The organism is Streptomyces hiroshimensis, from assembly GCF_014650335.1.
GTDB lineage: Bacteria > Actinomycetota > Actinomycetes > Streptomycetales > Streptomycetaceae > Streptomyces > Streptomyces hiroshimensis.
In genome coordinates, this window is sequence record NZ_BMUT01000008.1 from 1 (window position 1) to 22,620 (window position 22,620).

Below are 22,620 nucleotides of genomic sequence, written 5' to 3' on the forward strand. Positions count from 1 at the left end.
CCGGGGTGAATGGCATCCGCCCCCGACTCGGCCGCCGCGGCAAGCACCTTGGCCACATCGAGGTAGCTCGTCGCCGGGGTGTCACCGCCCAGCGCATACGCCTCATCAGCAGCGCGGACATGCAGCGCGTCCCGGTCCGGATCCGCGTAGACCGCCACACTGGCAATCCCGGCATCCCGGCACGCGCGAGCTACGCGGACAGCGATTTCGCCACGGTTGGCGATGAGCACCTTGCGCACGATGGCTCCCTCCTTGAAACAAGGTGAGTTTAGGTACTGGCGACACTCTGTGCCGAGCCGACTCCCGAGGTGAGCTTGCCCACACGGAGCGTGAACCGGAGGCCGTGTGCGCGCCAAAGTCCCCAGTTCTCCCACGGTACGCCGGGTGTGAGGGTCTCTGCCGACCTTTGCATGTGGCAGAGCTCTCGACCCGCGGCGCCGGGCGGGAAAGAGCTTTCTTTGTCGAGTCCCTACGAAGGGGTGGCCCAAAGTTTGCGTGTGCGGGAACCGGCCCGGGGGCCGGTCGGCCGGGCTCGGGCCCCGAAGGGGGTCCGGAGGCGGATCCGGGCGGGCGTCCGGGCGGGCATCCGGCGCGGATCCGGGCGCGATCTCGCGCCGACCCCTTGCCCGTACTTCTACCCGTGAGTAGCGTCCTTCCAGACGTACGTACCCGCGGTAACTCGCGGCAATCGCCCGCGGAGGGGCGGGCGAGGGGGTGGCCGATGACCCGGTTCCGCAGACCTGTCGTCGGCCTCGCCGCGCTCGCCCTCGTCGTGGAGGGCCTGGGCATCGCCCTGATCAACTGGATCCTCGGCGTCGTCGTCCGCCGCCAGCACATGTCCGTCGCCGGCAGCGACCCCGGCCTGATGGCCCTCGCCGCCTGGATCGCCGGCGGGCTCTTCGCCCTCTACCTGCTCCTGTGCGCCGTCGTCGCCCTCCGCGCCGCCCTGTACGACCGCCCGCCGCGGGTCGCGGGAAGGATTCTGTTGATCACCTGCGGCGTCGTCCACGGCCTGCTGGGCGCCTTCTGCGTCGGCCTCGTCGGCTGGGGCGCGTTCGCGGCCGTCATGGTCGTCCTCGCCCTGATCGTGTGGACGCTGATGGCGTACGACCCGGACCGCTGGGGTCAGCCGCTGGAGGCGGCGGCCCCCGCCTCACGCTGACGCGCGGCCGACGTTCAGCGCCGGCGCGCCGCCAACTTCGCCGCCTCGGCCGCCACGTGGCGCAGCGTCTCCGTCAGCTGCCGTCTGCCCCGCCGGAAGTCCTCCAGCGGGAGGGCGGCCGACACGGCCGTCATGCCGCCGCCCGCGGCCCGCCCGCCCGGCAGGGCCGGTACGGGCACCGCCACGCAGGCCACTCCCGGCGCGCACTCCTCGACCTCCACGGCGACCCCCTCCCGCCGCACACGCCGCAGCTCCGCGTCCAGCCGGTCCGGCGAGGTGATCGTCCGCGGCGTGATCGCCCGCATCCCGGTGCCGGTCAGGTAGCGCATGCGGGCGGCCCGCGGCAGCGCCGAGAGCAGCACCTTGCCGTGGGCGGTCGCGTGCCCGTCCAGGTCCCGGCCCACGCTGAAGCCGCCTGTCGACGGCTCGGCGGCGTTCGCGGCGAGGACGGCGATGTCCCCGTTGCGGTACGTACTGAAGTACGTGTCCGCGCCCGCCTCGCGCCGCGCTTTGAGGAGAAGGGCGTGGACGGCGTCGTCCAGCTGCATCTGCCGGGAGAAGGCCTGGTGCAGGGCGGGGACGCGGTAGCCGAGGGTGTAGCCGCCCGCGGTACGGACCAGATGCCCGCGGGCGGTCAGCGTGCCGAGGATCTCGTACACCGTGGACAGGCCGCACTGCAGGCTTCTGGCCAGCGCCTTCGCCGTCACCGGGCCGGGGGATGCGGCGACGGCGTCCAGTACGTCGAGGGCGCGGTCCACGGACTGGGACATGGGAGGCTCGGGTTCCCTTCGAGGCTGGGCGGGCTGTCGGCGGACCTCCCAGCCTCGCACAGGAGTGGTCAGCTCTTGACCGGCGCCTTTTCGCGGAGCAGCTCCACGAAGGCCCGCATCCACGCGGGCTGGTCGTTCCACGCCCGCGCGGACACCATGTTCCCGTCGACGACGGCCTCGGCGTCCACGAAGGTCCCGCCCGCGAGCTGCACGTCGGGCCTGCACGCCGGCCAGGCCGCCGTGCGGCGGCCCTTGAGGACGCCCAGCGGCGTCAGGGCGATCACGGCGTGGCAGATGTGCGCGATGGGTTTGTTCTGCGCGAAGAACGACCTGATGATCCGCTGGAAGTCCGGATCCAGCCGCAGGAACTCCGGCGCGCGGCCGCCGGGGATGACGACCGCGGCGTAGTCCGACGGGTTCACGTTCGCCAGCGCGACGTCCGCGGGCCAGCTGTGACCGAGCTTCTCCGTGTACGTGTCGAAGCTCGCGACGAAGTCGTGCACGACGAACTGGAGCTGCTTCACGGTGGGGGCGGCGATGTCGACCTCGTAGCCCTCTTCCAGCAGGCGCTGGTAGGGGTAGAGGACCTCCAGGTCCTCGGCGGCGTCACCGGTGGTGATCAGGATTCTCGGCATGGCTGCGGGCTCCTCGGGGGTAGGAGACGTAGCCGGATGGCTTCCGGCCTACACCGGAATATGCGCCTTGACATGTCCGAGGAAACTTGCCCAGGTGGAGTGGTTGAGGATGAGGGTGGGTCCAGTGGGGTTCTTGGAGTCCCGTATGTGGACCGGCGCGCGGTCGGGACGTCTGCCGACTTCGACGCAGTCCCCGCCGCTGTCGTCGCTGTGGCTTGACTTGCGCCAGTCGAGGGCAGCTTCCAGGCAGTTGCCGCCACTGGAGTCGCTGTAGCTGGACTTGCGCCAACGCAAGGTTGCTCTCATAGCTCTCCCGCCAACCGCTCGATAAGGCCCAGCGATTCGTCCGGGCCGAGGGCTTGTGCGCGGATCTTCGCATAGCGGTGGAAGCGGCGGGTCACCTCGGGCGGGTCGCTGATCAGGTTGCTTGTGCCCTCCACCTCCAAATAGACCAACATGCGGTGGTCCGGAGTCTGCACGAGCTTCATCGGCCCTTCGGCGCCCGCGTGCTGTCCCCGCAGCCCGCGGTCCATGGGCAGTATCTGAATGTTGACATTGGGGCGTCGCGCGTACTCGGCGAGATGGTTCAGCTGCCCGCGCATGATGTCCCAGCTCCCAAATGGGCGGCGCAGCACGGACTCTTCGAGGACCATCTCGATCAGTGCCGTCGGATCGCGGTCGAATACCGCTTTGCGCTCCATGCGAGCCTCGACCAACTCGGACACGACGACCTCCGGCAGTGGTGGATATCCGCCGCCAATGAGCGCCCGGGCATACTCCTCGGTCTGGAACAGCCCGTCGACCACGAAGTTCTCGTACGTGCAGAGCGTCAGCGCCTCCCGCTCAAGGCGCGCGAAGTCTTTGAAATGCGTCGGGTACTTGTCCAGCCGCACATACTTCTTCGCCGCCGTGAAGATGCCCATGCCGCAGCCGATGACGCCCTCTAGGCGGTCCAGCATCTTCTCGTTCGCAGGCTGGGCGCCCGTTTCCAACGCACTGACCGCTGAGCCGGTGTAGCCGATCTGAGTAGCCAGCTCTTCCTGCGTCATGCCCGCCAGCTTGCGCAGCAACCGCACGATGTCGGACGTCAGTTGTGCCGCCGTTGACGCCCGGTCCTTGTTCTCCTGGCTCGCCATTCCCCGGCCCCCGCCTTCCACTTGACTCAACTACGGTCAAGGAACGTTCGACTGCGGCGCACTGTTAACAACAGTCCACGCTCCGTGATGGAAAACCTAGCGGCCATCAGTGATGCTCGTCACATGAACCAGCAAGGTCATGTGACCGAAATCGACTGGCTGCCTGCCACCGGTCACCAACTCCGCAAGACAGGCGTCCACTTCGACGCCATCCGCATCCGCGGCAACGACGGCCGCCGTCTGGCCAATGCCATGGCCATGCTCACCCGCGGCCGGCCCGGTCCGATCATCGCGGAAGCGAACAACGGCAAGGCCATGTGCTTCCTCATGAACCCCGGAAGCATCTCCGGCCGCTCGTGGCCGGAAGGCGTCGAACGGCTCGACTACGTACTCATTCCCGCGCTTTACGGGGCCACATGGCCCCTCTCGTGGTACTGCGTACCCACCCCGGACGGGCGACTCGTGCACACGCTTCTTCTGCTCAGTACCGCCCGTGCATTTCTGGGGTGCGCCCCCCGAGTGGCGGAAGGAATGGTGACCGAGGCGCCATGACCTCGTTGGGGCGGTCATGATGAAGCGCATTGTTGCCGCCGCCGCTCTGACCGGAGCCGCGTTCGCCCTGACCGCCACCGCCGCCACGGCTGCTCCCATGCCGCAACCGCCCACCTCGAACGCGGGACCCGTCATCGCCCCGCCGGCACCGGCGCCCGGCCCGCCCGGGGAGGAACCGGCGACCAGCATCTACCCCGGGGCCACGAATCAGCTCGGCAAGCTCGATCAGCTCAACCAGCTGAACCAGCTGGGTCAGGCCGGCCAGGCCCTCGACCCGGTCCTCGGGCTCCTCGCGCCGGTCACCGGGCTGCTGCCGGGGCTCTAGGCGCTCGCCCACAGCTCCGTGATCGACATCCCCAGCTCGGCGAGGAGCTTGCGGAGCAGGGGGAGGGAGAGGCCGATGACGTTGCCGTGGTCGCCGTCGATGCCCTCGATGAAGGGGGCGGAGCGGCCGTCGAGGGTGAAGGCGCCCGCGACGTACAGCGGCTCACCCGTCGCGACGTAGGCCGCGATCTCGGCGTCGGAGGGCTCCCCGAAGCGCACGGTCGTGGAAGCGGTCGCCGACACCCGGCGGCCCGTGGCCGTGTCGATGATGCAGTGGCCGGTCCGGAGGATCCCGGACCGGCCCCGCATCGACTTCCAGCGGGCGATGGCGTCCTCGGCGTCGTCCGGCTTGCCCAGGGCCTGGCCGTCCAGCTCCAGGACGGAGTCGCAGCCGACGACCAGTGCCCCGGCCGCCTCCGGCCGGGCGGCGACCGCGTCGGCCTTGGCCTCGGCGAGGACGCGGGCCAGCTCGGCGGGGGTCGGGGCGGTGAGCGCGTCCTCGTCCACACCGCTGACGATCACCTCGGGCCGCAGCCCGGCGGCCTTGAGCAGGCCGAGGCGGGCGGGGGACTGGGAGGCGAGGACGAGGCGGCGCTGAGGGGTCATGCCCGCCATCGTAGACAACCGCCGTCCCTCTTCCCCGGCGCTACTTGGTGATCACGGCCTGCATGACCTTCTTGGCGATCGGGCCGGCGAGGCCGCCGCCGGAGATCTCGTCGCGGTCGATGCCGGAGCCCTCGGGGTCGATGAAGACGGCGACGGCGACGGGGGAGCCGTCGGCCTGCTTGGCGTAGGAGACGAACCAGGCGTACGGGAGCTTCTCGTTGTTGACGCCGTGCTGGGCGGTGCCGGTCTTGGCGCCGACGGTGACGCCGTCGATGAGGGCCTTCTTGCCGGTGCCGTTCTGGGCGGTGTTCTCCATCATCTGCTGGACCTTCTTCGCCGTGTCGGCGGAGACGGCCTGCGACATGACCTCGGGCTTGTGCTTCTCCAGGGTGTTGAGGTTGGGGTCGCGGAGCTCCTCGACCAGGTACGGCTTCATGAGCTTGCCGTCGTTGGCGAGGGCGGCGGTCATCATCGCGATCTGCAGCGGGGTGCTGTCGAGGCTGCCCTGGCCCATGCCGGTGAGGGCGGTCTGCGGGCGGTCGAGGTTCTTGGGGTAGATGCTCTCGACGGTGCCGTTGGGGATGAAGATGTCCTTGTTGTTGAAGCCGAACTTCTCGGCGGTCTCGCGCATCTTGTCCTTGCCCAGCTTGTCGGCCAGGTCGAGGAAGACGTTGTTGCAGGACCACTGGAGGCCGGCCTTGAGCGAGCCGTTGACGCACTCCTCGGTCTGGACGTCGTTGCGGACCTTGGTCGTGCTCAGCGGCAGCGGGTACGGGACCGGGGCGCTGCCCTTGGCGTTGATGTCGGTGACGATGCCGTGTTCGAGGGCGGCCGCGGCGGTGAGGATCTTGAAGGTGGAGCCCGGGGGGTAACGCTCCTTGATCGCCCGGTTGACCAGCGGCTTGTCCTTGTCGGCCTCCAGCTTCTTGTACGCCTCCTGGTCCTTGAGCGTGTTGCCCGCGAAGACCGAGGGGTCGTAGGAGGGCGTGGAGGCGAGGGCGAGGATCTTGCCGCTGCGGGGGTCGAGGGCGACGACGGCGCCCTTGTACTTGCCGAGGCCCTCGAAGGCGGCCTTCTGCGCCTTGGGGTCGATGGTCGTCACCACATCGCCGCCGTGGGGCTTCTTGCCGGTGAGCATGTCGGTGGTGCGCTGCAGGAACAGCTTGTCGTCGGTGCCGCTGAGCAGCTTGTTGTTGACGTATTCGAGCTGGCTGTTGCCGTAGAGCTGCGAGGAGTAGCCGGTGACCGGGGCGTACATCTCGCCGTCCTTGAACGTGCGCTTGTACTTGTAGTCGCCCGTGGTCTCGCTGGAGCCGGTGACGGGCTGGCCGCCGACGATGATGTTGCCGCGGGGCTGGGCGAAGGAGGCGATCTTCACCCGCTTGTTGTCCTTGTGGTTGGACAGCTCGTCGCTGCGGACGAACTGGACCCAGGTCGCCTGGACCAGCAGGGCCAGGACCAGCACTCCGACAAAGACGGATATATGGCGCACGGGCTTGTTCATGGTGTGACGCACTCCCCGGTTCGCGGCATTTCACTAGCGATGATGCGGGTGGGGAGGGTTTGGTTGCAGAGGGCCCGTAACTGTGCGTTTCCTGTGGCTCAGCCCACGCCGAGGATGATGAAGGCGATCACCATGCCGATCGCGAGCACGAGACCGGCCCGGCGGAGCATCGCCTGCGCCTCGCGCAGCTCCTCGGGGGGTTCGTCGGACGGGTCTGACCACAGCATCCCCACCATGGTCCCGCCGGGGGGTGCGGCGCGCCTGAGTACGCGTACTCAATCGCCGGGGGCGGTGTGCCGCAAGGGCGCGTACGGGGAGCGGGCCGCTACTGCGGCCCGCTCCCTTCCGTACTTCTTATGCAGGCCAGTACGTCGTGCGCCACGCCCGCGGGCCCGCCTGCGGCATGCGCGTCGCGGTCAGGCGTCGCGCCGGCGTCGACCACTCCGGGCGGGCCTCGCCCGCCTCGGGCGCGGCAGCGCTCCCCGCTGCCGCGCGGGCCTGGACCACCGCCAGGGCGGCGGCGAGCTCCTCGGGGGTCGGGTTGCCCCGGACTACCTTGATCACCGACAGCCTCCTAGAGGGGGATGTTGCCGTGCTTCTTCGGCGGCAGTGCCTCACGCTTGTCGCGCAGCGCCCGCAGGCCCCGCACGATGTGCCGGCGCGTCTCGTGCGGCATGATCACCGCGTCGACGTAGCCGCGCTCGGCGGCCGCGTACGGGTTGAGCAGCGCGTCCTCGTAGTCCGCGATCAGCTTCGCCCGCAGCTCCTCCTGCTCCTGCGGGCTCTCCGCCGCGGCGATCGTGCGGCGGTGCAGGATGTTGACCGCGCCCTGCGCGCCCATGACGGCGATCTGGGCCGTGGGCCAGGCGAGGTTGAGGTCGGCGCCGAGGTGCTTGGAGCCCATGACGTCGTACGCGCCGCCGAAGGCCTTGCGGGTGATCACCGTGATCAGCGGGACGGTCGCCTCCGCGTACGCGTAGATCAGCTTGGCGCCGCGGCGGATGATGCCGTTGTACTCCTGGTCGGTGCCGGGGAGGAAGCCGGGCACGTCGACGAAGGTGAGGACCGGCACGTTGAAGGCGTCGCAGGTGCGGACGAAGCGGGCGGCCTTCTCGCTGGCGTTGATGTCGAGGCAGCCGGCGAACTGCAGCGGCTGGTTGGCGACGATGCCGACCGGACGGCCCTCGACGCGCCCGAAGCCGGTGATGATGTTCGGCGCGAACAGGGCCTGGGTCTCCAGGAACTCGCCGTCGTCCAGCACGTGCTCGATCGCCGTGTGCATGTCGTACGGCTGGTTGGCCGAGTCCGGGATGAGGGCGTCGAGCTCGCTGTCGGTGGGCGAGACCTCCAGGTCGGCCTCCTCGGGGAAGGCCGGGGGCTCGGAGAGGTTGTTCGAGGGGAGGTAGGACAGGAGCGCCTTGACGTACTCGATGGCGTCCTTCTCGTCCCCCGCCATGTGGTGCGCCACGCCCGAGGTGGAGTTGTGCGTACGGGCGCCGCCGAGCTCCTCGAAGCCCACGTCCTCGCCTGTGACGGTCTTGATGACGTCGGGGCCCGTGATGAACATGTGCGACGTCTGGTCGACCATCACCGTGAAGTCGGTGATCGCGGGGGAGTAGACCGCACCGCCCGCGCAGGGGCCGACGATCAGGGAGATCTGCGGGACGACGCCCGAGGCGTGCACGTTGCGGCGGAAGATCTCGCCGAAGAGGCCGAGGGCGACCACGCCCTCCTGGATGCGGGCGCCGCCGCCGTCGTTGATGCCGATGATCGGACAGCCGGTCTTCAGCGCGAAGTCCATGGCCTTGCCGATCTTCTCGCCGTAGACCTCGCCGAGCGAGCCGCCGAAGACCGTGAAGTCCTGGGAGTAGACGCAGACCGTGCGGCCGTCGACGGTGCCGTAGCCGGTGACGACGCCGTCCCCGTACGGGCGGTTCTTCTCGATGCCGAAGTTGGTCGAGCGGTGCCGGGCGAATTCGTCCAGCTCGACGAAGGAACCCTCGTCCAGGAGGAGTTCGATGCGCTCGCGGGCGGTCAGCTTGCCCTTGGCGTGCTGCTTCTCCACGGCACGCGCGGAGCCGGCGTGCGTGGCCTCCTCGATCCGGCGTTGCAGATCCGCGAGCTTGCCCGCGGTGGTGTGGATGTCGTATTCCGGCTCGGACATCGGGATGCGGCTCCTGCTCGTCCAGAGGTGGGCTGGCTGAGGATGAACTGAGGCTGATGAACTGAGGCTGGCTATGGGCTGAACGGTGTTATCGGCGCTATCGGTGCTACCGGTCCGTAGCGTATCCGCGCGGGTGCGCTGCGGCAGTGCGTCGTTGGCCACACCGTTTTGCCTCCACTTCCCTCCTATGGTGGCTCTTATGACGCCTCCTGATTCCTCTTCCGACACCCCGGGTTCCGGCTCTCCGGGCTCCGCCGGCGGCCGCTGGTCCGATCTCGACCGGCCGCCGCTCAACGCCACCGCGCTGCGGCGCGGGCTGCTGCGGCCCGGCGCGCTGTGGTCCTCGGTGGACGTGGTGGGGCGGACGGGCTCGACGAACACCGACCTCGTGGCCGCCGGCGGGCCGGAGGGGGCCGTCCTCGTCGCCGAGGAGCAGTCCGCCGGGCGCGGGCGGCTCGACCGGACCTGGACGGCGCCGCCGCGGTCCGGCCTCTTCTTCTCCGTCCTGCTCCGGCCCGGCCCGGACGTGCCCGTCGAGCGGTGGGGCTGGCTGCCGCTGCTCGCCGGCGTCGCCACGGCGGCCGCGCTGTCCCGGGCGGCCGGCGTCGACACGGCGCTGAAGTGGCCCAACGACCTGCTGGTGAACGTGGGCGGGGAGGAGCGGAAGGCCGGAGGGATCCTCGCCGAGCGCAGCGGTGACGCGGTCGTCGTCGGCATCGGGCTGAACGTCTCGCTGCGGGCCGACGAGCTGCCCGTACCGACGGCGGGGTCGCTGGCCCTGGCCGGAGCGCAGGTCCTGGACCGCGATCCGCTGCTGCGCGCCGTACTCCGTTCGCTGGAGGAGTGGTACGGCCGGTGGCGCGACGCGGCGGGCGATCCGGCGCAGAGCCGCCTGCAGGAGGCGTACGCGGCCGGGTGCGCCACGCTCGGGCGCCATGTGCGGGCCGAACTTCCCGGTGGCCGTGAGCTGGTCGGGGAGGCCGTGGCCGTCGACGGGGACGGGCGGCTGGTGCTCGCCACGGCCGACGGGGTGCAGCAGCCGGTGGGCGCCGGCGACATCGTTCACGTACGCCCCGCGCCGTCAGAAGAGTGAGCTACGGCACACCTGTCGTATCGTTGTGCCCAGAACCTAAGCGAGCAGTGATCGGCAGGGCAGTGCGCACGGATCGGACAGGGGGCGGGCGGTGACCGCCGACGGTGGGGGAACCTCCCGTGCCGTGAGGGCTACGGGCGAGGACGGTGCCGGGGCCGGCGCTGGTGACGGTGCCGTAGCTGGTGACGGTGCCGGAGCCGGGCCTCGTGCCGAGGCTGCGCCCGACGGCGTCGAGGAGGAGTACGGCGACGAGGGCGCCGACGAGGGCGGCGACCCGATCGCGCTCCAGCTCGAATCGCTGATCCTCGGCGCGGAGCGTCGTTACACCCCCTTCCAGGCCGCCCGCGCGGCCGGCGTGTCCATGGACCTCGCCTCGCGCTTCTGGCGGGCCATGGGCTTCGCCGACATCGGGCAGGCCAAGGCGCTGACCGAGGCCGACGTGCTGGCGCTGCGGCGGCTGGCCGGTCTCGTGGAGGCCGGGCTGCTCAGCGAGCCGATGGCCGTGCAGGTCGCCCGGTCCACCGGGCAGACCACGGCGCGCCTCGCCGACTGGCAGATCGACTCCTTCCTGGAGGGCCTGACGGAGCCCCAGGAACCCGGCATGACGCGGACGGAGATCACGTACCCGCTCGTCGAGCTGCTGCTGCCCGAGCTGGAGGAGTTCCTTATCTACGTGTGGCGGCGGCAGCTGGCCGCGGCCACCGGGCGGGTGGTTCAGGCCCAGGATGATGCGGAGATGGTCGACCGGCGGCTGGCGGTCGGGTTCGCCGATCTGGTGGGTTTCACGCGTCTGACGCGGCGTCTGGAAGAGGAGGAGCTCGGCGAGCTCGTCGAGGCCTTCGAGACCACTGCGGCCGATCTGGTGGCTGCGCACGGCGGGCGGCTGATCAAGACGCTGGGCGATGAGGTTCTTTACTCGGCGGATGACGCCGGGACCGCCGCCGAGATCGGGCTGCGCCTCATCGAGACCATGACGCACGACGAGACGATGCCGGAGCTGCGCGTCGGAATCGCGTTCGGGACGGTGACGACGCGGATGGGCGACGTCTTCGGCACGACGGTGAACCTGGCGTCGCGGCTGACGTCGATAGCGCCGAAGGATGCGGTGCTGGTCGACCAGGCGCTGGCGGAGGAGCTGACCCGGAGCGGGGATGCGCCGAAGTCGGAGGCGGATGTGGGTGAGGGGGACGAGGCGGCTGCGGGGTACCGGTTTGCGCTGCAGCCGATGTGGCAGCGGCCTGTTCGGGGGCTGGGGATGGTCGAGCCCTGGCTTTTGAGCCGTCGGGGCGGCCAGTCGTAGGGGCCGGCTGACGGCGCATGGTGCCGGTGCCGGGGGCTCCGGGGTGGGGGTCCGGGGCCGTATATTTACGGCGCCCTCAGCCCCGCCGCATGCGCACCCGGCACCAGGCGCCACAAATACACGTCAGCGCCCCGGACCCCCACCCCTGCGCCCCCGTCACCTCCCGCCGTCGTTCGCCCTCAGCCTGTGTGTTCCTTGCGTTCCTTGACGGGTGAGCGGGTGGGTATGGCTCTGCCGGGTGGCGCACGGCATGATCGGGTCCGGCACGTTTACCTGTGTTAACCCCGGAGGGTGAGCCATGAGTGAGCAGCGTTTCGGAGAATGGGTCGTCGTCCGGCGGCATGACCATGTGGCCGAGCTCGTACTTGACCGGCCCAAGGCCATGAACGCGGTCTCCAGTGAGATGGCTTCCCGGATCGCCGAGGCCACGGCTGTTTTGGCTGCCGATGATTCCGTGCGGGTTGTCGTTCTTACTTCCACCCATGAGCGGGCCTTCTGTGTGGGGGCCGATCTGAAGGAGCGCAACTCCTTCACCGATGCCGATCTGGGGCGGCAGCGGCCGCATGCCCGGGCTGCTTATACGGGTGTGCTGGAACTGCCGATGCCCACGGTCGCTGCCGTGCACGGGTTCGCGCTGGGCGGTGGGTTCGAGCTGGCTCTTTCCTGCGATGTGATCGTGGCGGACGCGACCGCTGTGGTGGGGCTGCCCGAGGTTTCGGTGGGGGTGATTCCGGGGGGTGGGGGGACACAGCTGCTGCCGCGCCGGGTGGGGGCTGCCCGTGCTGCCGAGTTGATCTTCAGTGCGCGGCGTGTGGAGGCCGAGGAAGCGCGGGACTTGGGGCTCGTCGATCAGCTGGTGGACGAGGGGCAGGATCGTGCGGAGGCGCTGGCCCTCGCCGCGCGTATCGCCGCCAACTCCCCCGTCGGGCTGCGGGCGGCGAAGCGTGCGCTGCGGCTCGGGCAGGGGCTGGACCTGCGGGCCGGTCTGGAGGTCGAGGACGCGGCCTGGCGCACGGTGGCCTTCTCCGCCGACCGGGCCGAGGGCGTGGCGGCTTTCAACGAGAAGCGTCGGCCGGAGTGGCCGGGTTATTAGGCGCGTGCCTGGTCATTGAGCACGTAAAGCGGAATGAGTCCAACATTCTTACGCTGGAGTGCAGGGTCCGTGCCCAGTAACGGAATGTGAGGCTCTGGTGGCAGCAGGCGGGGAGTGTGACGGTCGGCTGCGCGCCGTGGTGGAGCTCGCGCAGGCGATGGCGGCCGCGCGCACCCCGCTGGAGACCGTGTCCGCCGCCGCGGAGCGGGTGATGTCCGCGCTGGACGGCAGCTTCGCCGCGGTCTCCGTGTGGGAGCGCGAGCGCGGGCGGCTGCGCGTGCTGGTCAATGCGGGGGAGCTGACCGCGGGCGAGGAGCGCTTCCCCGAGGACGAGTCGTACCCGGTGCACGACTTTCCCGAGATCGTCGAGTTCCTCCATGAGGAGTGGGTCGGTGGTGGCGCCGAGCCCCGTGCGTGGGTCGAGGACATGGCCGCGGAGGGGAACGGCGTGGGCTCGGGGGTCTACCGGCACGAGCGGGTGGCGGCGCTGCGCCGCCGGGGCCGGGGCTGCTGCGTGGTCGCTCCCGTCGTGCTGCACGGGCGGGCGTGGGGGGAGCTGTACGTGGCCCGGCCGCCCGGCGCGCCCGCCTTCTGCCGTGCGGACGCCGATTTCGCGACCGTGCTCGCGGCCGTGGCGGCGGCGGGGATCGCGCAGACCGAGCGGCTGGAGGAGGTCCGGCGGCTGGCCTTCACCGATCCGCTGACCGGGCTGGCCAACCGGCGCGCGGTCGATGCGCGGCTGGACGAGGCCGTGGAGCGGCACCTCGCGGACGGTGTGGTGGTGAGCCTTGTGGTGTGTGATCTCAATGGGCTCAAACGCGTCAACGACACCCTGGGGCACGCTGTCGGCGACCGCCTGCTGGAGCGGTTCGGCTCGGTGCTGTCGCTGTGCGGCGCGATGCTGCCGGGGGCGCTGGCGGCGCGGCTGGGCGGTGACGAGTTCTGTCTGCTGACGGTGGGTCCGCCGGCGGACGAGGTGGTGCGCGTCGCGGGCGAACTGTGCCGCCGGGCGGCCGGGTTGGAGCTGGGCGAGGGCGTCGCGTGCGGCGTCGCCTCCACCGGGGACCCGATCGGGGCGGTGGGTACGGCCCGCCGGCTCTTCCGGCTCGCGGACGCCGCGCAGTACCGGGCGAAGGCGGCGCGGGCGGCCGGGCCGGTCGTCGCCGGGCGGGCCGGTGGTCCGGCCGACCCCGTGGTCAGGCTCGCGGACCATCCGCCGGCCGTGCCGGTGGCCGAGCGGCGGCGTTTCCGGGGGCGTCGGCCGTGACGGACACCGGGATCACGGCCCCGGTCCGGCATGCGGAACGGGTCCCTACGCGTTGTACCTGACAGGCCACCCATCGGCTATGTACAGGCAGCGATTCAGTCTCTAGGGTGCCTGAATATGGATATGCACACTGTGGTGGTGGGGACGGCCGGGACGACCGCGGAAGACGTGATCGCCGTGGCGCGGGGCGCCGCGCGCGTCGTCGTCTCGGACGAAGCGCTGGCCGCGGTTGCGCAGTCGCGCCGCGTCATCGACGACCTCGCCGCCAAGCCCGACCCCGTCTACGGCGTCTCCACCGGCTTCGGAGCCCTCGCCGTCCGCCACATCAGCCCCGAGCTGCGCGCCCAGCTCCAGCGCAACATCGTGCGCTCCCACGCCGCCGGCATGGGCCCGCGCGTCGAGCGCGAGGTCGTCCGCGCGCTGATGTTCCTGCGCATGAAGACCCTCGCCTCGGGCCGCACCGGCGTGCGCCCGCTCGTGGTCGAGACCATGGCCGCCATCCTCAACGCGGGCATCACCCCTGTGGTGCACGAGTACGGGTCGCTGGGGTGTTCGGGCGACCTCGCACCGCTGTCGCACTGTGCGCTCACGCTCATGGGCGAGGGCGACGCCGAGGGGCCCGACGGCACCGTCAGGCCCGCCGGTGAGCTGCTCGCCGAGCACGGCATCGAGCCCGTGGAGCTGCGCGAGAAGGAGGGCCTCGCCCTCCTCAACGGCACCGACGGCATGCTCGGCATGCTGGTCATGGCCTGCGCCGATCTGGGACGGCTGCTGACCTCGGCCGACGTCACCGCGGCCCTGTCGCTGGAAGCCCTCCTCGGTACCGAGAAGGTGCTCGCGCCCGAGCTGCACGCCATCCGGCCCCACCCGGGCCAGGGCGCCAGCGCCGGCAACATGCTGCGCGTGCTCGCGGGCTCCGGGCTCACCGGGCACCACCAGGACGACGCGCCGCGCGTCCAGGACGCGTACTCCATCCGCTGCGCCCCGCAGGTCGCCGGCGCCGGCCGGGACACCCTCGCGCACGCCCGCCTGGTCGCCGACCGCGAGCTCGCCTCCGCCGTGGACAACCCGGTGGTGCTGCCCGACGGCCGCGTCGAGTCCAACGGCAACTTCCACGGTGCGCCCGTCGCCTACGTGCTGGACTTCCTCGCCATCGCCGCCGCCGACCTCGCCTCCATCGCCGAGCGCCGCACCGACCGGCTGCTCGACAAGAACCGCTCGCACGGGCTGCCGCCGTTCCTGGCGGGAGACGCAGGTGTGGACTCGGGTCTGATGATCGCGCAGTACACGCAGGCCGCCCTGGTCAGCGAGATGAAGCGGCTGGCCGTCCCCGCTTCGGTGGACTCCATCCCGTCCTCCGCGATGCAGGAGGACCACGTCTCCATGGGCTGGTCGGCGGCGCGCAAACTGCGCACGGCCCTGGCCGCCCTCGCGCGCGTCATCGCCGTCGAGCTGGTCGCCGCGACCCGGGCCGTCGAGCTGCGCGAGGGCCTGACGCCGTCGCCCGCCACGCAGGCGGTGCTGAAGGCCGTGCGCGCGGCGGGTGTGGAGGGTCCCGGCGCGGACCGGTTCCTCGCCCCGGACCTGGCCCGGGCGGAGGAGTTCGTACGGGCCGGGAAGCTCGTGGAAGCGGTTGAACCCGTAACGGGTCCGCTGGCGTAGCAGGGTTGGCGTAGCCGGACAGGCCTTCGGCAGAAGACCGGACAGGCCTTCGGTAGAAGAGAAGGCGAAGAAGGTAAAGAAGGTAAAAGTTGGTCAGCGGTCCGCCGTGCGCGTCCTGCGCACGGCGACCGTCACCAGCGCTCCGCCCGCCGCCAGGAAGGCAACTCCCCCGAATACGTAGGGAGTGGTGTCGACACTGCCCGAGTCGGCCAGGGAAAGCTGCTGCTCAGAGCCCTGCGCGGCGGGTGCCGCGAGACGGGATTCCGGGGCGGGCCGGTCTGTTCGTTCGACCGTCGCGTTCGCGGTCGGCATGAACCACACCGCACACAGGAGCGACCCTGCGGCGACGGCGGTCAGCAGCGGTCGGCGTGCGGTCACGGACGAATCCCCCTCGGCGCGGCTGAATTTGGGGGCACGGCACGTCCGCCGCTCCCGGGCTGACCCGATGTCAGTGACCTGATGGTAGTGATACGAACGGCCCTGAGGAAGTCACGGGTTCCCGTCGGTCACCGCCGCGCCCCGCACCTCGCAACGGCCCCGTCCCTACCAGGACCCCCGCTATCATGGCGCCCCTCCGAGGGGCTCTGCAGGCGTGGCCTTCCCCACATTCTCCAAGGGTGTGGAACGGACGAACCGGTGCAGGCGTTCCTTGAAGTAGTAGCCGGGAATCGTGCTGCCCCACGGTTCGGCTCGGGGATAGGGGCCGCAGGAGCAATGGAGAAGCGTGTGATGACGTACGGCAAGCGCCGCAAGGCTGTCGTGGCCGCGGCCGCTGTGCTCGGCGGTGTACTGACCCTCGCCGCCTGCGGCGGCGGCGATGACGACGGCGGCGGCAAGAGCAGCTCCAGCAGCAGCGGCAAGGAGCAGAACAAGGTCGACGCCGCAGCTGCGAAGGAAGCCTCCAAGGCGCAGATCAAGATCGCCCAGAAGGACGGCTCCACCAACGCGGGCATCGCGGCGGACAACGCCAAGGTCACCGTCAGTGACGGTACGCTCACCAGCGTCAAGATGACGACGGACAAGGGCACCCCGGTCGAGGGCACGATATCGCCGGACAAGACGTCCTGGCAGCCCAAGGCGCAGCTCGAGCGCTCGACCAAGTACAAGATCGTGGTCGAGGCGGTCGACTCCGACAAGCGCAAGGCCACGGAGAACTCCTCGTTCACCACCGTCTCGCCGACCAACAGCTTCATCGGCGCCTTCACGCCGGAGGACGGCTCGACCGTCGGCGTCGGCATGCCCGTGTCGATCAACTTCGACAAGCCCATCAAGGACCGCAAGGCCGTCCAGTCGCACATCACGGTGAATTCGAGCAGCGGCCAGAAGGTCGTCGGCCACTGGTTCGGTGACCAGCGCATCGACTTCCGCCCCCAGGACTACTGGAAGGCCAACTCGGACGTCACCCTGAAGCTCGACCTCGACGGCGTCGAGGGTGCCCCGGGCGTCAAGGGCGTGCAGAAGAAGACCGTCTCCTTCAAGATCGGTCACTCCCAGGTCTCCACGGTGGACACCAAGTCCCACCAGATGACGGTCGTCCGGGACGGCAAGACCATCAAGACCATCCCGATCTCGGCCGGCAGCCCCGAGAACCCCACGTACAACGGCAAGATGGTGATCTCCGAGAAGTTCAAGGAGACCCGGATGGACGGCTCGACCGTCGGCTTCACCAAGGGCGACGGCAAGGGCGAGTACGACATCAAGGACGTGCCGCACGCCATGCGCCTGTCCACCTCCGGCACCTTCATCCACGGCAACTACTGGGGCAGCGGCATCTTCGGCACGGCCAACACCAGCCACGGCTGCATCGGCCTGCAGGACAAGCAGGGTGCCGACGACCCCAACACCTCGGGTGCCTGGTTCTTCAGCAACTCCCAGATCGGCGACGTCGTCGAGGTGAAGAACTCGCCCGACAAGACCATCGCCCCCGAGAACGGCCTCAACGGCTGGAACATGGACTGGAACGCGTGGGTCGCGGGGAGCGCGACGGGCGCCTAGGCGCTCCGGGCCCGTAAACGGCTTTTCCAGGGCGGCGGCCCCCACGGAAGTGGGGGCCGCCGCCTTTTCGCCGCCGCATGCCGTGCGGCGGGAGCCGTAAATCCGCAGGACAAGCGGCATCGAGGTCCGTACCGTGCGCTGGATGAGCGAACTTCTGCGATCGGGCGGCGATCGCTCGAACGGCCGGCGCGTGACGGACGCGCATGCGGGTGTCCGGCGCGATACGGACGCGAATGTGAGTGTCCAGCGCGATACGGAAGCGCATGTGAGTGTCCGGCGTCTGAGCGCCACCCCGGCCGAGGACGAGATCGACGCCTGGCACGCCGTCGTCACGGCCGCCCACACCCACGACCTGCCGGCCGGGGTGCCGGGGCCGGGGCGGGTGGAGACGGCCGGGCTGCTGCGCATCGATGCCCCGCGCAGCCGGATCGTCCGGCTGGCCGTGCCGTCGGAGGGCGGCGGGCCCGGGTACGCCGGCGTCGCCCTCCTGCGCCTCTTCGAGGACGAGGCGAACCGCACCACCGCCTGGATCGGGCGCCTCGCCGTCCGGCCGGACCAGCGGCGGCGCGGCATCGGCACCCTGCTGTGGCAGGAGATACAGACGATCCTGGAGCGTGAGCAGCGCCAGTCGGTGAGCCTGGAGCTCGAAATCGGCGGGGAGGGTGAGCAGTTCGCCAAGAACCGCGGGTTCGTGTGTGGGCTGCAGCTGGTCCTGTACGTCCAGCGGATCGACGACGAGGCTGCCGATGAGGCCGCCGCGCCCGAGCTGCCCGACGGCTACCGCTTCGTGGAGTGGCAGGGGACGGTTCCGGCGGCCAACGCCACGTGTTACGCCGGTGTCAGGAACGCCATGGCCGACACCCCCATGGGCGAGCTGGACCAGGAGCCCATGCGCTGGGACGAGGAGAGCGCCACTGCCGCCCAGAGCCGCTTCGTGGAGCGCGGCGGCGTCCTGCTGACCGTCGCCGTCGCCGCCCCGGACGGCACGTATGCGGCCTTCACCGAGGTGGGCGTCCGCTCGCCCGGCGACGTCCGCGCGCAGCAGTACGAGACCGCCGTGGCGCCCGCCCACCGGGGGCTCGGCCTCGGACGCGCCGTCAAGTTGCGCATGCTGCAGCTGCTGCGCGAGCAGGAGGGGCAGGAGGGGCTGGGGCTGTCCGTACGGGAGATCGCCACGCACGTCGCCGACGACAACGGCCCGATGCGCGCCGTCAACAAGATGCTGGGCTACCGGCCGGAGCGGTCGGTGGGGATCTTCCAGGCGCGGGTGCCGGGGCCGGTGCTGCAGGCGCTGCGCGATGGCGCAGGGGACTCCCCGGAGCAGCCCACGGAATGGTAGCCTCCGCGCGCTGACCTGGGCGGTAACCCCTGGCGACACAGCTGTTACGGACAATGTCACGGACAATGGGCCGTATCGGCGTGCCGCTCGGGGTACCGCCGTAGCGCCGTACGCCGTATCGCAGTGACCCGCCGGTCGCGGTGATCCGTCGTGCGTCATGCAAGGAAGAGAGTTCCGTGGCCGAACGCAGGAAGCAGCAGGACCGGCAGCAGGACCGGCAGGAGGACACCGACCTCCTGGAGTCCGTCGAGGCGGCCCTGGCCTCCCTGCGGACGCACGGCCCCGAAACCCTCGACGACGCCGTCTACGCCGCCGCCTCCGCGCTGACCGCCGCCCCCGCCGGCTGGGAGGCCCTCAGCCGCGCCGTGGTGCGCACCGCCTCGGCGACCGTACGGGGCTGCTGGGAGCGCGGCTGGCAGCCCGCCGACGTCATCCGGCTCGCGCGGCGCGAGCTCACCCCGGTGGAGGTGCGCTTCGCCGTCGCGGCGCTGGCGGCCGAGGCGCGGCGGTATGCGCCCGACACCCTCGACGCACGCTGGACCGCGCAGCTGCACGAGCTGCAGGCGCACGTGTGGTGGGACGACGACGCGGCCTTCCTGGAAGGCTTCGCGCAGCGCGAGCGCCTCAGCCGCTTCGAGACGGTCGCGTGCGCGCTCGGTGCGCTGCGGCTCGCCGCCGGCCTGCCGCGGACCGGGCCGGTCGGGCCGATGCCCGGCGCCGCGTACTCCCGGCCGGGCGTGCACGTCGAGCCGCGCGTCCTGGGCCGTATCCGCGCGCTGCTGGCCAAGGCCGAGTCCACGGACTTCCCCGAGGAGGCCGAGGCGCTCTCCGCCAAGGCCCAGGAGCTCATGGCCCGGCACTCCATGGACGAGGCGCTGCTGGCCGCCCACGCGGACGGGGCCGCCGCCGACGGGCCCGGGGCCTGCCGGATCGGCGTCGAGGGCCCGTACGAGTCGGCGAAGGCGCTGCTGCTCGACGCGGTGGCCGGCGCCAACCACTGCCAGGCCGTGTGGTCCGCCGACCACTGCTTCTCCACCGTCGTCGGCTTCGACGCCGATCTGGAGCTGGTGGAGCTCATGTACACCTCCCTGCTGGTGCAGGCCACCACCGCGATGCACCGCGCGGCCGACGCCCACCACGCGGGCGGGCGCTCGCGCCGTACCCGCGACTTCCGCGAGTCGTTCCTGATCGCCTACGCGTCCCGGATCGGCGAGCGGCTCGCGGCGGCGGTGCGCGACGCGACGGCCGAGGCCGTCGCGCAGGAGGCACGGCCCGAGGTGCTGCCCGTGCTCGCCGCGCGCGACCTGGCGGTCGGCGAGACCGCCGAACGGCTCTTCCCGCAGACGACCTCGCACCGGCTGAAGGGGCGCGACGCGGACGGCTGGGCGCGGGGGGCGGAGGCGGCGGACGCGGCGGAGCTGGGGTGAGGCCGGTTTACGGCCGGGGCATGGTTACGGCCGGGGTTCTGCTTGAGGCCGGGGTTCCGCAGGCGGTTGCTGCCGGGGTCACGGCCGGGTTTCCGCAGGCGTGAAATAGGCACCCGGTGGCACCCCCACCCCCCGCCGGAACGCCGCCACGAACGCGCTCGGCGACCCGTAGCCGACGCGCCGGGCCACGGCCGAGACCGTGGAGCCCGCCGCCAGCATCGGCATCGCCGCCTGCAGCCGCAGCTGCGTGCGCCACTGCCCGTACGTCATGCCCGTACCGGAGACGAAGGCGCGCGCGAGGGTCCGCGCGCTCGCGCCCACGACCTCGCCCCACTGCGCCAGCGACCGGCCGTCGGAAGGGTCCGCGCGCAGGGCCTGCGCGATGCGGCGGGCGCGCGGGTCGGCGGGCATCGGGGCCCGCACGGTCGTCACGGAGACGGGGCGCAGGAGGTCGAGGACGACGCCCTCGGCGCGGTGACGGGCCTCCGGGCCGAGGGTCTCCGGGTCCTGCGCGAGGTAGTCGATCAGCTCGCGCAAGAGGCCGGAGACGGGGACGACTTGGGGCTCGTCCCAGGTCAGGGGGCAGCGGTCGGGCCAGAAGTAGAGGCTGCGCAGGAGCGCGGACGAGGTCGCGCCGGTGGAGTGCGGGACGCCCGCCGGGATCCACAGGGCGACGGTGGACGGCAGCACCCACGTACGGCCGCAGGCGCGCACCGCCAGGACGCCGTGGGGCGCCCATGCGAGCTGGTGCGCCGCGTGCTGGTGGCGGCCGAACCACTCGCTGCCGCCGAGGGGGAAGCTGCCGACGGCGACGGCGGCGCCGGGAGGAGCCACGACATGGGAAGCGGGTCGCTGTCCGTCTGGCGACATGAGTTGACCTCCTGGCCCGTATACGACAAGTCTCCTCCTTCCTGGCCTCGAACCATGCCGATGAACCTCATCCACCGCCGCCTCTGCTCCTCCGACCGCTGGGCCCGCGCGATCCGCGACGAACTCCTGCCCTGGGCCCTGGAGGACGTCCCGCTCGGCGCGGACTGCCTGGAGATCGGGCCGGGTTACGGGGCGACGACGCGCGTACTGGTACGCAAGGTCGAGAAGCTGAGCGTCGTCGAGACGGACGCGTCGTACGCGGCGCGGCTGCGCCTGCTCTTCGGGGAGCGCGTCGACGTCGTCTACGGCGACGGGGCCGACATCCCCTTCCCCGAGGGCCGGTTCGACTCGGTCGCCTGCTTCACGATGCTCCACCACGTACCGTCCATCGCCGACCAGAACAGCCTCTTCACCGAGGCCCACCGCGTCCTGCGCCCCGGCGGCACCTTCACCGGCTCCGACGCCCTGGACAGCAGGGCCTTCCGCCTGATCCACCTCGGCGACACGTGCGTCCCGGTCCCACCGGAGACACTGGAGGCACGGCTGCGGATGGCGGGCTTCGCGGAGTGCACGGTGACGGTGGGGAAGGGGAGTTTCCGCTTTGTGGCGAGGCGGGGGGAGTGAGGGGTGAGGAGGGGCGGTGAGGCGGCTGTGGGGCTAGGGTCGGTGCGTGAGCGCCGTCATAGCCTCGATGGTCACCGCCGTCGTCGGTGTCCTGGGTACCCTCTTCGCCCCCTTGCTGTCCCAGCGGTTGACGGCCCGACAGCGGGCGGCGGAGTGCGCGGCAGAGGCGCAAGCGCGCCGCTTCGAGGAGCGCCGGGCCGCGTACACGGCCATGAACCGAGCCTCGCGGCAGTTCCACACCCTCCTCAAGGACACGCTGCACCGCCTGCGCGACAGCGTCTACACCGACCAGGAACGCGCTCAGCTGGAAGAGGCCCGGCTCGACCACCGCGACCGGTACGCCGAGGCCCAGATGATCGCCCCGGAGGTGATCCTGACGGCGTCGCGCAACGTCAACAGCGTGCTTGCGGCAGTGGACGCGGCGGCCAAGCGGATCGACCGCGGCCATGCGCGGGAGGGCGAGACCCCGGAACGGGCGCTCGTCGCACTGAAGGAAGCGGAGCCGCGGTTGTCGGAGATGCGGCGGCTGATGCGACGCGATCTGGGAGTGGAGGACTGAGGTCGATGACCTGACAGGTAATCGACCGGGCGGGAGCCTCAGGGAAGACTGAAGTGCACCGGAGATCACAGGACTTCGCAGGAGTTCGCTGGAGTTCACCGGAGCCGCTGGAGAAACGCCCCCCTGGAAGGTGAGACATCATGACCGCGTACGCCCTGGGCAGCTTCCGTGACATCGTCGCCGCGCCTCACGCCGGCGCCGGCACCCACCGCGACATCCTCGAGTACATCGACCGCATCCAGGCCACCCTCGACCCGTTCGACGGCCGTTTCCTCGTCCACGGCGCGGAGGTCCACGTCATGGAGGGCGCCTGGCCCGGCAACATGGTCCTGATCGGCTTCCCGGACCTCTCGCAGGCCCGCGCCTGGTACGCCTCGCCTGCTTATCAGGCCCTGATCCCCCTGCGCACGGAGCACGTGGAGGGCGTGATCATCCTGGTCGACGGCGTCGCCCCGGGCTACGACCCGTCGGAGCTGGCGGCGAAGCTGCGGGGGACGACGGCCGGAGCGTGAGCCCTGCGCGTGCCGTACGGGGGTCG

Annotated in this window: 26 protein-coding genes; 14 read left to right on the forward strand and 12 right to left on the reverse strand. The window is 71.0% G+C overall.

Annotation, left to right across the window (positions count from 1 at the left end):
* Positions 1–239: biotin carboxylase N-terminal domain-containing protein (locus IE241_RS18640; protein ID WP_308433712.1), on the reverse strand; the 239-nt coding region annotated here is incomplete at its 3' end.
* Between the two features lie 482 nt (positions 240–721).
* On the opposite strand from IE241_RS18640, the gene IE241_RS18645 reads away from it, so the two are divergent.
* Entirely contained in the window at positions 722–1,162 is a 441-nt protein-coding gene (locus IE241_RS18645; RefSeq protein ID WP_190022925.1) for a hypothetical protein, read from the forward strand.
* 14 nt (positions 1,163–1,176) lie between these two features.
* Here IE241_RS18645 and IE241_RS18650 read toward each other — a convergent pair whose 3' ends face one another.
* The 4 genes from IE241_RS18650 to IE241_RS18665 all read right to left on the reverse strand — a co-directional run bounded on the left by IE241_RS18650 (position 1,177) and on the right by IE241_RS18665 (position 3,703).
* Positions 1,177–1,932, reverse strand: coding sequence for an IclR family transcriptional regulator (locus IE241_RS18650; protein WP_190022926.1), 756 nt, complete (start codon positions 1,930–1,932; stop codon positions 1,177–1,179).
* Positions 1,933–2,000: 68 nt separating this feature from the next.
* On the reverse strand, positions 2,001–2,567 hold the full coding sequence (locus IE241_RS18655) for a DJ-1/PfpI family protein (protein WP_190022927.1): 567 nt from the start codon (positions 2,565–2,567) through the stop codon (positions 2,001–2,003).
* Between the two features lie 48 nt (positions 2,568–2,615).
* Complete coding sequence (locus tag IE241_RS18660) at positions 2,616–2,873, reverse strand: DUF397 domain-containing protein (RefSeq protein WP_190022928.1); 258 nt, start codon at positions 2,871–2,873, stop codon at positions 2,616–2,618.
* Entirely contained in the window at positions 2,870–3,703 is an 834-nt protein-coding gene (locus IE241_RS18665; RefSeq protein ID WP_190022929.1) for a helix-turn-helix domain-containing protein, read from the reverse strand. The genes IE241_RS18660 and IE241_RS18665 overlap by 4 nt, the downstream gene beginning before the upstream one ends.
* Positions 3,704–3,826: 123 nt before the next feature.
* Between IE241_RS18665 and IE241_RS18670 the strand changes: the two genes are divergently transcribed.
* Together IE241_RS18670 and IE241_RS18675 are read left to right on the forward strand one after the other, a co-directional pair.
* Positions 3,827–4,255, forward strand: a complete 429-nt coding sequence (locus IE241_RS18670; RefSeq protein WP_190022930.1) for a hypothetical protein — start codon at positions 3,827–3,829, stop codon at positions 4,253–4,255.
* A gap of 16 nt (positions 4,256–4,271) precedes the next feature.
* A complete protein-coding gene (locus IE241_RS18675; protein WP_190022931.1) occupies positions 4,272–4,580 on the forward strand; it encodes a hypothetical protein in 309 nt (102 codons plus the stop codon).
* On the opposite strand, the gene IE241_RS18680 is transcribed toward IE241_RS18675, so the two are convergent.
* The 5 genes from IE241_RS18680 to IE241_RS18695 all read right to left on the reverse strand — a co-directional run bounded on the left by IE241_RS18680 (position 4,577) and on the right by IE241_RS18695 (position 8,853).
* Positions 4,577–5,194 (reverse strand): Maf family protein, encoded by a 618-nt coding sequence (locus IE241_RS18680; protein WP_190023204.1) that lies wholly within the window; start codon positions 5,192–5,194, stop codon positions 4,577–4,579. The genes IE241_RS18675 and IE241_RS18680 overlap by 4 nt on opposite strands.
* Positions 5,195–5,225: 31 nt before the next feature.
* Positions 5,226–6,689, reverse strand: a complete 1,464-nt coding sequence (locus tag IE241_RS18685) for a peptidoglycan D,D-transpeptidase FtsI family protein (RefSeq protein ID WP_190022932.1) — start codon at positions 6,687–6,689, stop codon at positions 5,226–5,228.
* Between the two features lie 98 nt (positions 6,690–6,787).
* Positions 6,788–6,916: a morphogenic membrane protein MmpB gene (gene mmpB / locus IE241_RS34645; RefSeq protein ID WP_268254417.1), complete on the reverse strand. Its 129-nt coding sequence runs from the start codon at positions 6,914–6,916 to the stop codon at positions 6,788–6,790.
* A 127-nt stretch (positions 6,917–7,043) separates the two neighbouring features.
* On the reverse strand, positions 7,044–7,253 hold the full coding sequence (locus IE241_RS18690; protein ID WP_190022933.1) for an acyl-CoA carboxylase epsilon subunit: 210 nt from the start codon (positions 7,251–7,253) through the stop codon (positions 7,044–7,046).
* 10 nt (positions 7,254–7,263) lie between these two features.
* The gene (locus IE241_RS18695; protein WP_190022934.1) at positions 7,264–8,853 is read right to left on the reverse strand and encodes an acyl-CoA carboxylase subunit beta; all 1,590 of its coding nucleotides are present in this window, start codon (positions 8,851–8,853) and stop codon (positions 7,264–7,266) included.
* Between the two features lie 199 nt (positions 8,854–9,052).
* Between IE241_RS18695 and IE241_RS18700 the strand changes: the two genes are divergently transcribed.
* The 5 genes from IE241_RS18700 to hutH all read left to right on the forward strand — a co-directional run bounded on the left by IE241_RS18700 (position 9,053) and on the right by hutH (position 15,268).
* A complete protein-coding gene (locus IE241_RS18700) occupies positions 9,053–9,946 on the forward strand; it encodes a biotin--[acetyl-CoA-carboxylase] ligase (protein ID WP_190022935.1) in 894 nt (297 codons plus the stop codon).
* Positions 9,947–10,037: 91 nt separating this feature from the next.
* A complete protein-coding gene (locus IE241_RS18705) occupies positions 10,038–11,246 on the forward strand; it encodes an adenylate/guanylate cyclase domain-containing protein (RefSeq protein WP_190022936.1) in 1,209 nt (402 codons plus the stop codon).
* Between the two features lie 298 nt (positions 11,247–11,544).
* Complete coding sequence (locus tag IE241_RS18710) at positions 11,545–12,339, forward strand: enoyl-CoA hydratase/isomerase family protein (protein WP_190022937.1); 795 nt, start codon at positions 11,545–11,547, stop codon at positions 12,337–12,339.
* 157 nt (positions 12,340–12,496) lie between these two features.
* Positions 12,497–13,606 carry a GGDEF domain-containing protein gene (locus tag IE241_RS18715; protein ID WP_190023205.1) on the forward strand — a complete coding sequence of 370 codons (1,110 nt, stop codon included), beginning with the start codon at positions 12,497–12,499 and terminating at the stop codon, positions 13,604–13,606.
* A gap of 123 nt (positions 13,607–13,729) precedes the next feature.
* Positions 13,730–15,268 (forward strand): histidine ammonia-lyase, encoded by a 1,539-nt coding sequence (gene hutH / locus IE241_RS18720; RefSeq protein ID WP_190023206.1) that lies wholly within the window; start codon positions 13,730–13,732, stop codon positions 15,266–15,268.
* Between the two features lie 93 nt (positions 15,269–15,361).
* On the opposite strand, the gene IE241_RS18725 is transcribed toward hutH, so the two are convergent.
* Positions 15,362–15,646: a hypothetical protein gene (locus IE241_RS18725; RefSeq protein ID WP_190022938.1), complete on the reverse strand. Its 285-nt coding sequence runs from the start codon at positions 15,644–15,646 to the stop codon at positions 15,362–15,364.
* Positions 15,647–15,982: 336 nt separating this feature from the next.
* Between IE241_RS18725 and IE241_RS18730 the strand changes: the two genes are divergently transcribed.
* The 3 genes from IE241_RS18730 to IE241_RS18740 all read left to right on the forward strand — a co-directional run bounded on the left by IE241_RS18730 (position 15,983) and on the right by IE241_RS18740 (position 20,029).
* Positions 15,983–17,263, forward strand: a complete 1,281-nt coding sequence (locus IE241_RS18730) for a L,D-transpeptidase (RefSeq protein ID WP_190022939.1) — start codon at positions 15,983–15,985, stop codon at positions 17,261–17,263.
* A gap of 265 nt (positions 17,264–17,528) precedes the next feature.
* The gene (locus IE241_RS18735; RefSeq protein WP_190022940.1) at positions 17,529–18,602 is read left to right on the forward strand and encodes a GNAT family N-acetyltransferase; all 1,074 of its coding nucleotides are present in this window, start codon (positions 17,529–17,531) and stop codon (positions 18,600–18,602) included.
* Positions 18,603–18,778: 176 nt separating this feature from the next.
* Entirely contained in the window at positions 18,779–20,029 is a 1,251-nt protein-coding gene (locus IE241_RS18740; protein WP_308433718.1) for a DUF2786 domain-containing protein, read from the forward strand.
* A gap of 78 nt (positions 20,030–20,107) precedes the next feature.
* On the opposite strand, the gene IE241_RS18745 is transcribed toward IE241_RS18740, so the two are convergent.
* Positions 20,108–20,899 carry an AraC family transcriptional regulator gene (locus IE241_RS18745; protein ID WP_190022941.1) on the reverse strand — a complete coding sequence of 264 codons (792 nt, stop codon included), beginning with the start codon at positions 20,897–20,899 and terminating at the stop codon, positions 20,108–20,110.
* A 54-nt stretch (positions 20,900–20,953) separates the two neighbouring features.
* On the opposite strand from IE241_RS18745, the gene IE241_RS18750 reads away from it, so the two are divergent.
* The 3 genes from IE241_RS18750 (at position 20,954) to IE241_RS18760 (ending at position 22,594) form a co-directional block, all read left to right on the forward strand.
* Complete coding sequence (locus tag IE241_RS18750; protein WP_190022942.1) at positions 20,954–21,523, forward strand: class I SAM-dependent methyltransferase; 570 nt, start codon at positions 20,954–20,956, stop codon at positions 21,521–21,523.
* A gap of 46 nt (positions 21,524–21,569) precedes the next feature.
* Positions 21,570–22,082, forward strand: coding sequence for a hypothetical protein (locus IE241_RS18755; RefSeq protein WP_190022943.1), 513 nt, complete (start codon positions 21,570–21,572; stop codon positions 22,080–22,082).
* Between the two features lie 140 nt (positions 22,083–22,222).
* On the forward strand, positions 22,223–22,594 hold the full coding sequence (locus tag IE241_RS18760) for a DUF1330 domain-containing protein (protein ID WP_190022944.1): 372 nt from the start codon (positions 22,223–22,225) through the stop codon (positions 22,592–22,594).
* The last annotated feature ends 26 nt before the right edge of the window (positions 22,595–22,620 follow it).

Coding starts and splice junctions, on each gene's coding strand:
- IE241_RS18645 (WP_190022925.1), top strand. CDS start 722: ATGACCCGGTTCCGCAGACCTGTCGTCGGCCTCGCCGCGCTCGCCCTC.
- IE241_RS18650 (WP_190022926.1), bottom strand. CDS start 1,932: ATGTCCCAGTCCGTGGACCGCGCCCTCGACGTACTGGACGCCGTCGCC.
- IE241_RS18655 (WP_190022927.1), bottom strand. CDS start 2,567: ATGCCGAGAATCCTGATCACCACCGGTGACGCCGCCGAGGACCTGGAG.
- IE241_RS18660 (WP_190022928.1), bottom strand. CDS start 2,873: ATGAGAGCAACCTTGCGTTGGCGCAAGTCCAGCTACAGCGACTCCAGT.
- IE241_RS18665 (WP_190022929.1), bottom strand. CDS start 3,703: ATGGCGAGCCAGGAGAACAAGGACCGGGCGTCAACGGCGGCACAACTG.
- IE241_RS18670 (WP_190022930.1), top strand. CDS start 3,827: ATGAACCAGCAAGGTCATGTGACCGAAATCGACTGGCTGCCTGCCACC.
- IE241_RS18675 (WP_190022931.1), top strand. CDS start 4,272: ATGATGAAGCGCATTGTTGCCGCCGCCGCTCTGACCGGAGCCGCGTTC.
- IE241_RS18680 (WP_190023204.1), bottom strand. CDS start 5,194: ATGGCGGGCATGACCCCTCAGCGCCGCCTCGTCCTCGCCTCCCAGTCC.
- IE241_RS18685 (WP_190022932.1), bottom strand. CDS start 6,689: ATGAACAAGCCCGTGCGCCATATATCCGTCTTTGTCGGAGTGCTGGTC.
- mmpB (WP_268254417.1), bottom strand. CDS start 6,916: ATGCTGTGGTCAGACCCGTCCGACGAACCCCCCGAGGAGCTGCGCGAG.
- IE241_RS18695 (WP_190022934.1), bottom strand. CDS start 8,853: ATGTCCGAGCCGGAATACGACATCCACACCACCGCGGGCAAGCTCGCG.
- IE241_RS18700 (WP_190022935.1), top strand. CDS start 9,053: ATGACGCCTCCTGATTCCTCTTCCGACACCCCGGGTTCCGGCTCTCCG.
- IE241_RS18710 (WP_190022937.1), top strand. CDS start 11,545: ATGAGTGAGCAGCGTTTCGGAGAATGGGTCGTCGTCCGGCGGCATGAC.
- IE241_RS18715 (WP_190023205.1), top strand. CDS start 12,497: ATGGCGGCCGCGCGCACCCCGCTGGAGACCGTGTCCGCCGCCGCGGAG.
- hutH (WP_190023206.1), top strand. CDS start 13,730: ATGCACACTGTGGTGGTGGGGACGGCCGGGACGACCGCGGAAGACGTG.
- IE241_RS18730 (WP_190022939.1), top strand. CDS start 15,983: ATGGAGAAGCGTGTGATGACGTACGGCAAGCGCCGCAAGGCTGTCGTG.
- IE241_RS18745 (WP_190022941.1), bottom strand. CDS start 20,899: ATGTCGCCAGACGGACAGCGACCCGCTTCCCATGTCGTGGCTCCTCCC.
- IE241_RS18750 (WP_190022942.1), top strand. CDS start 20,954: ATGCCGATGAACCTCATCCACCGCCGCCTCTGCTCCTCCGACCGCTGG.
- IE241_RS18760 (WP_190022944.1), top strand. CDS start 22,223: ATGACCGCGTACGCCCTGGGCAGCTTCCGTGACATCGTCGCCGCGCCT.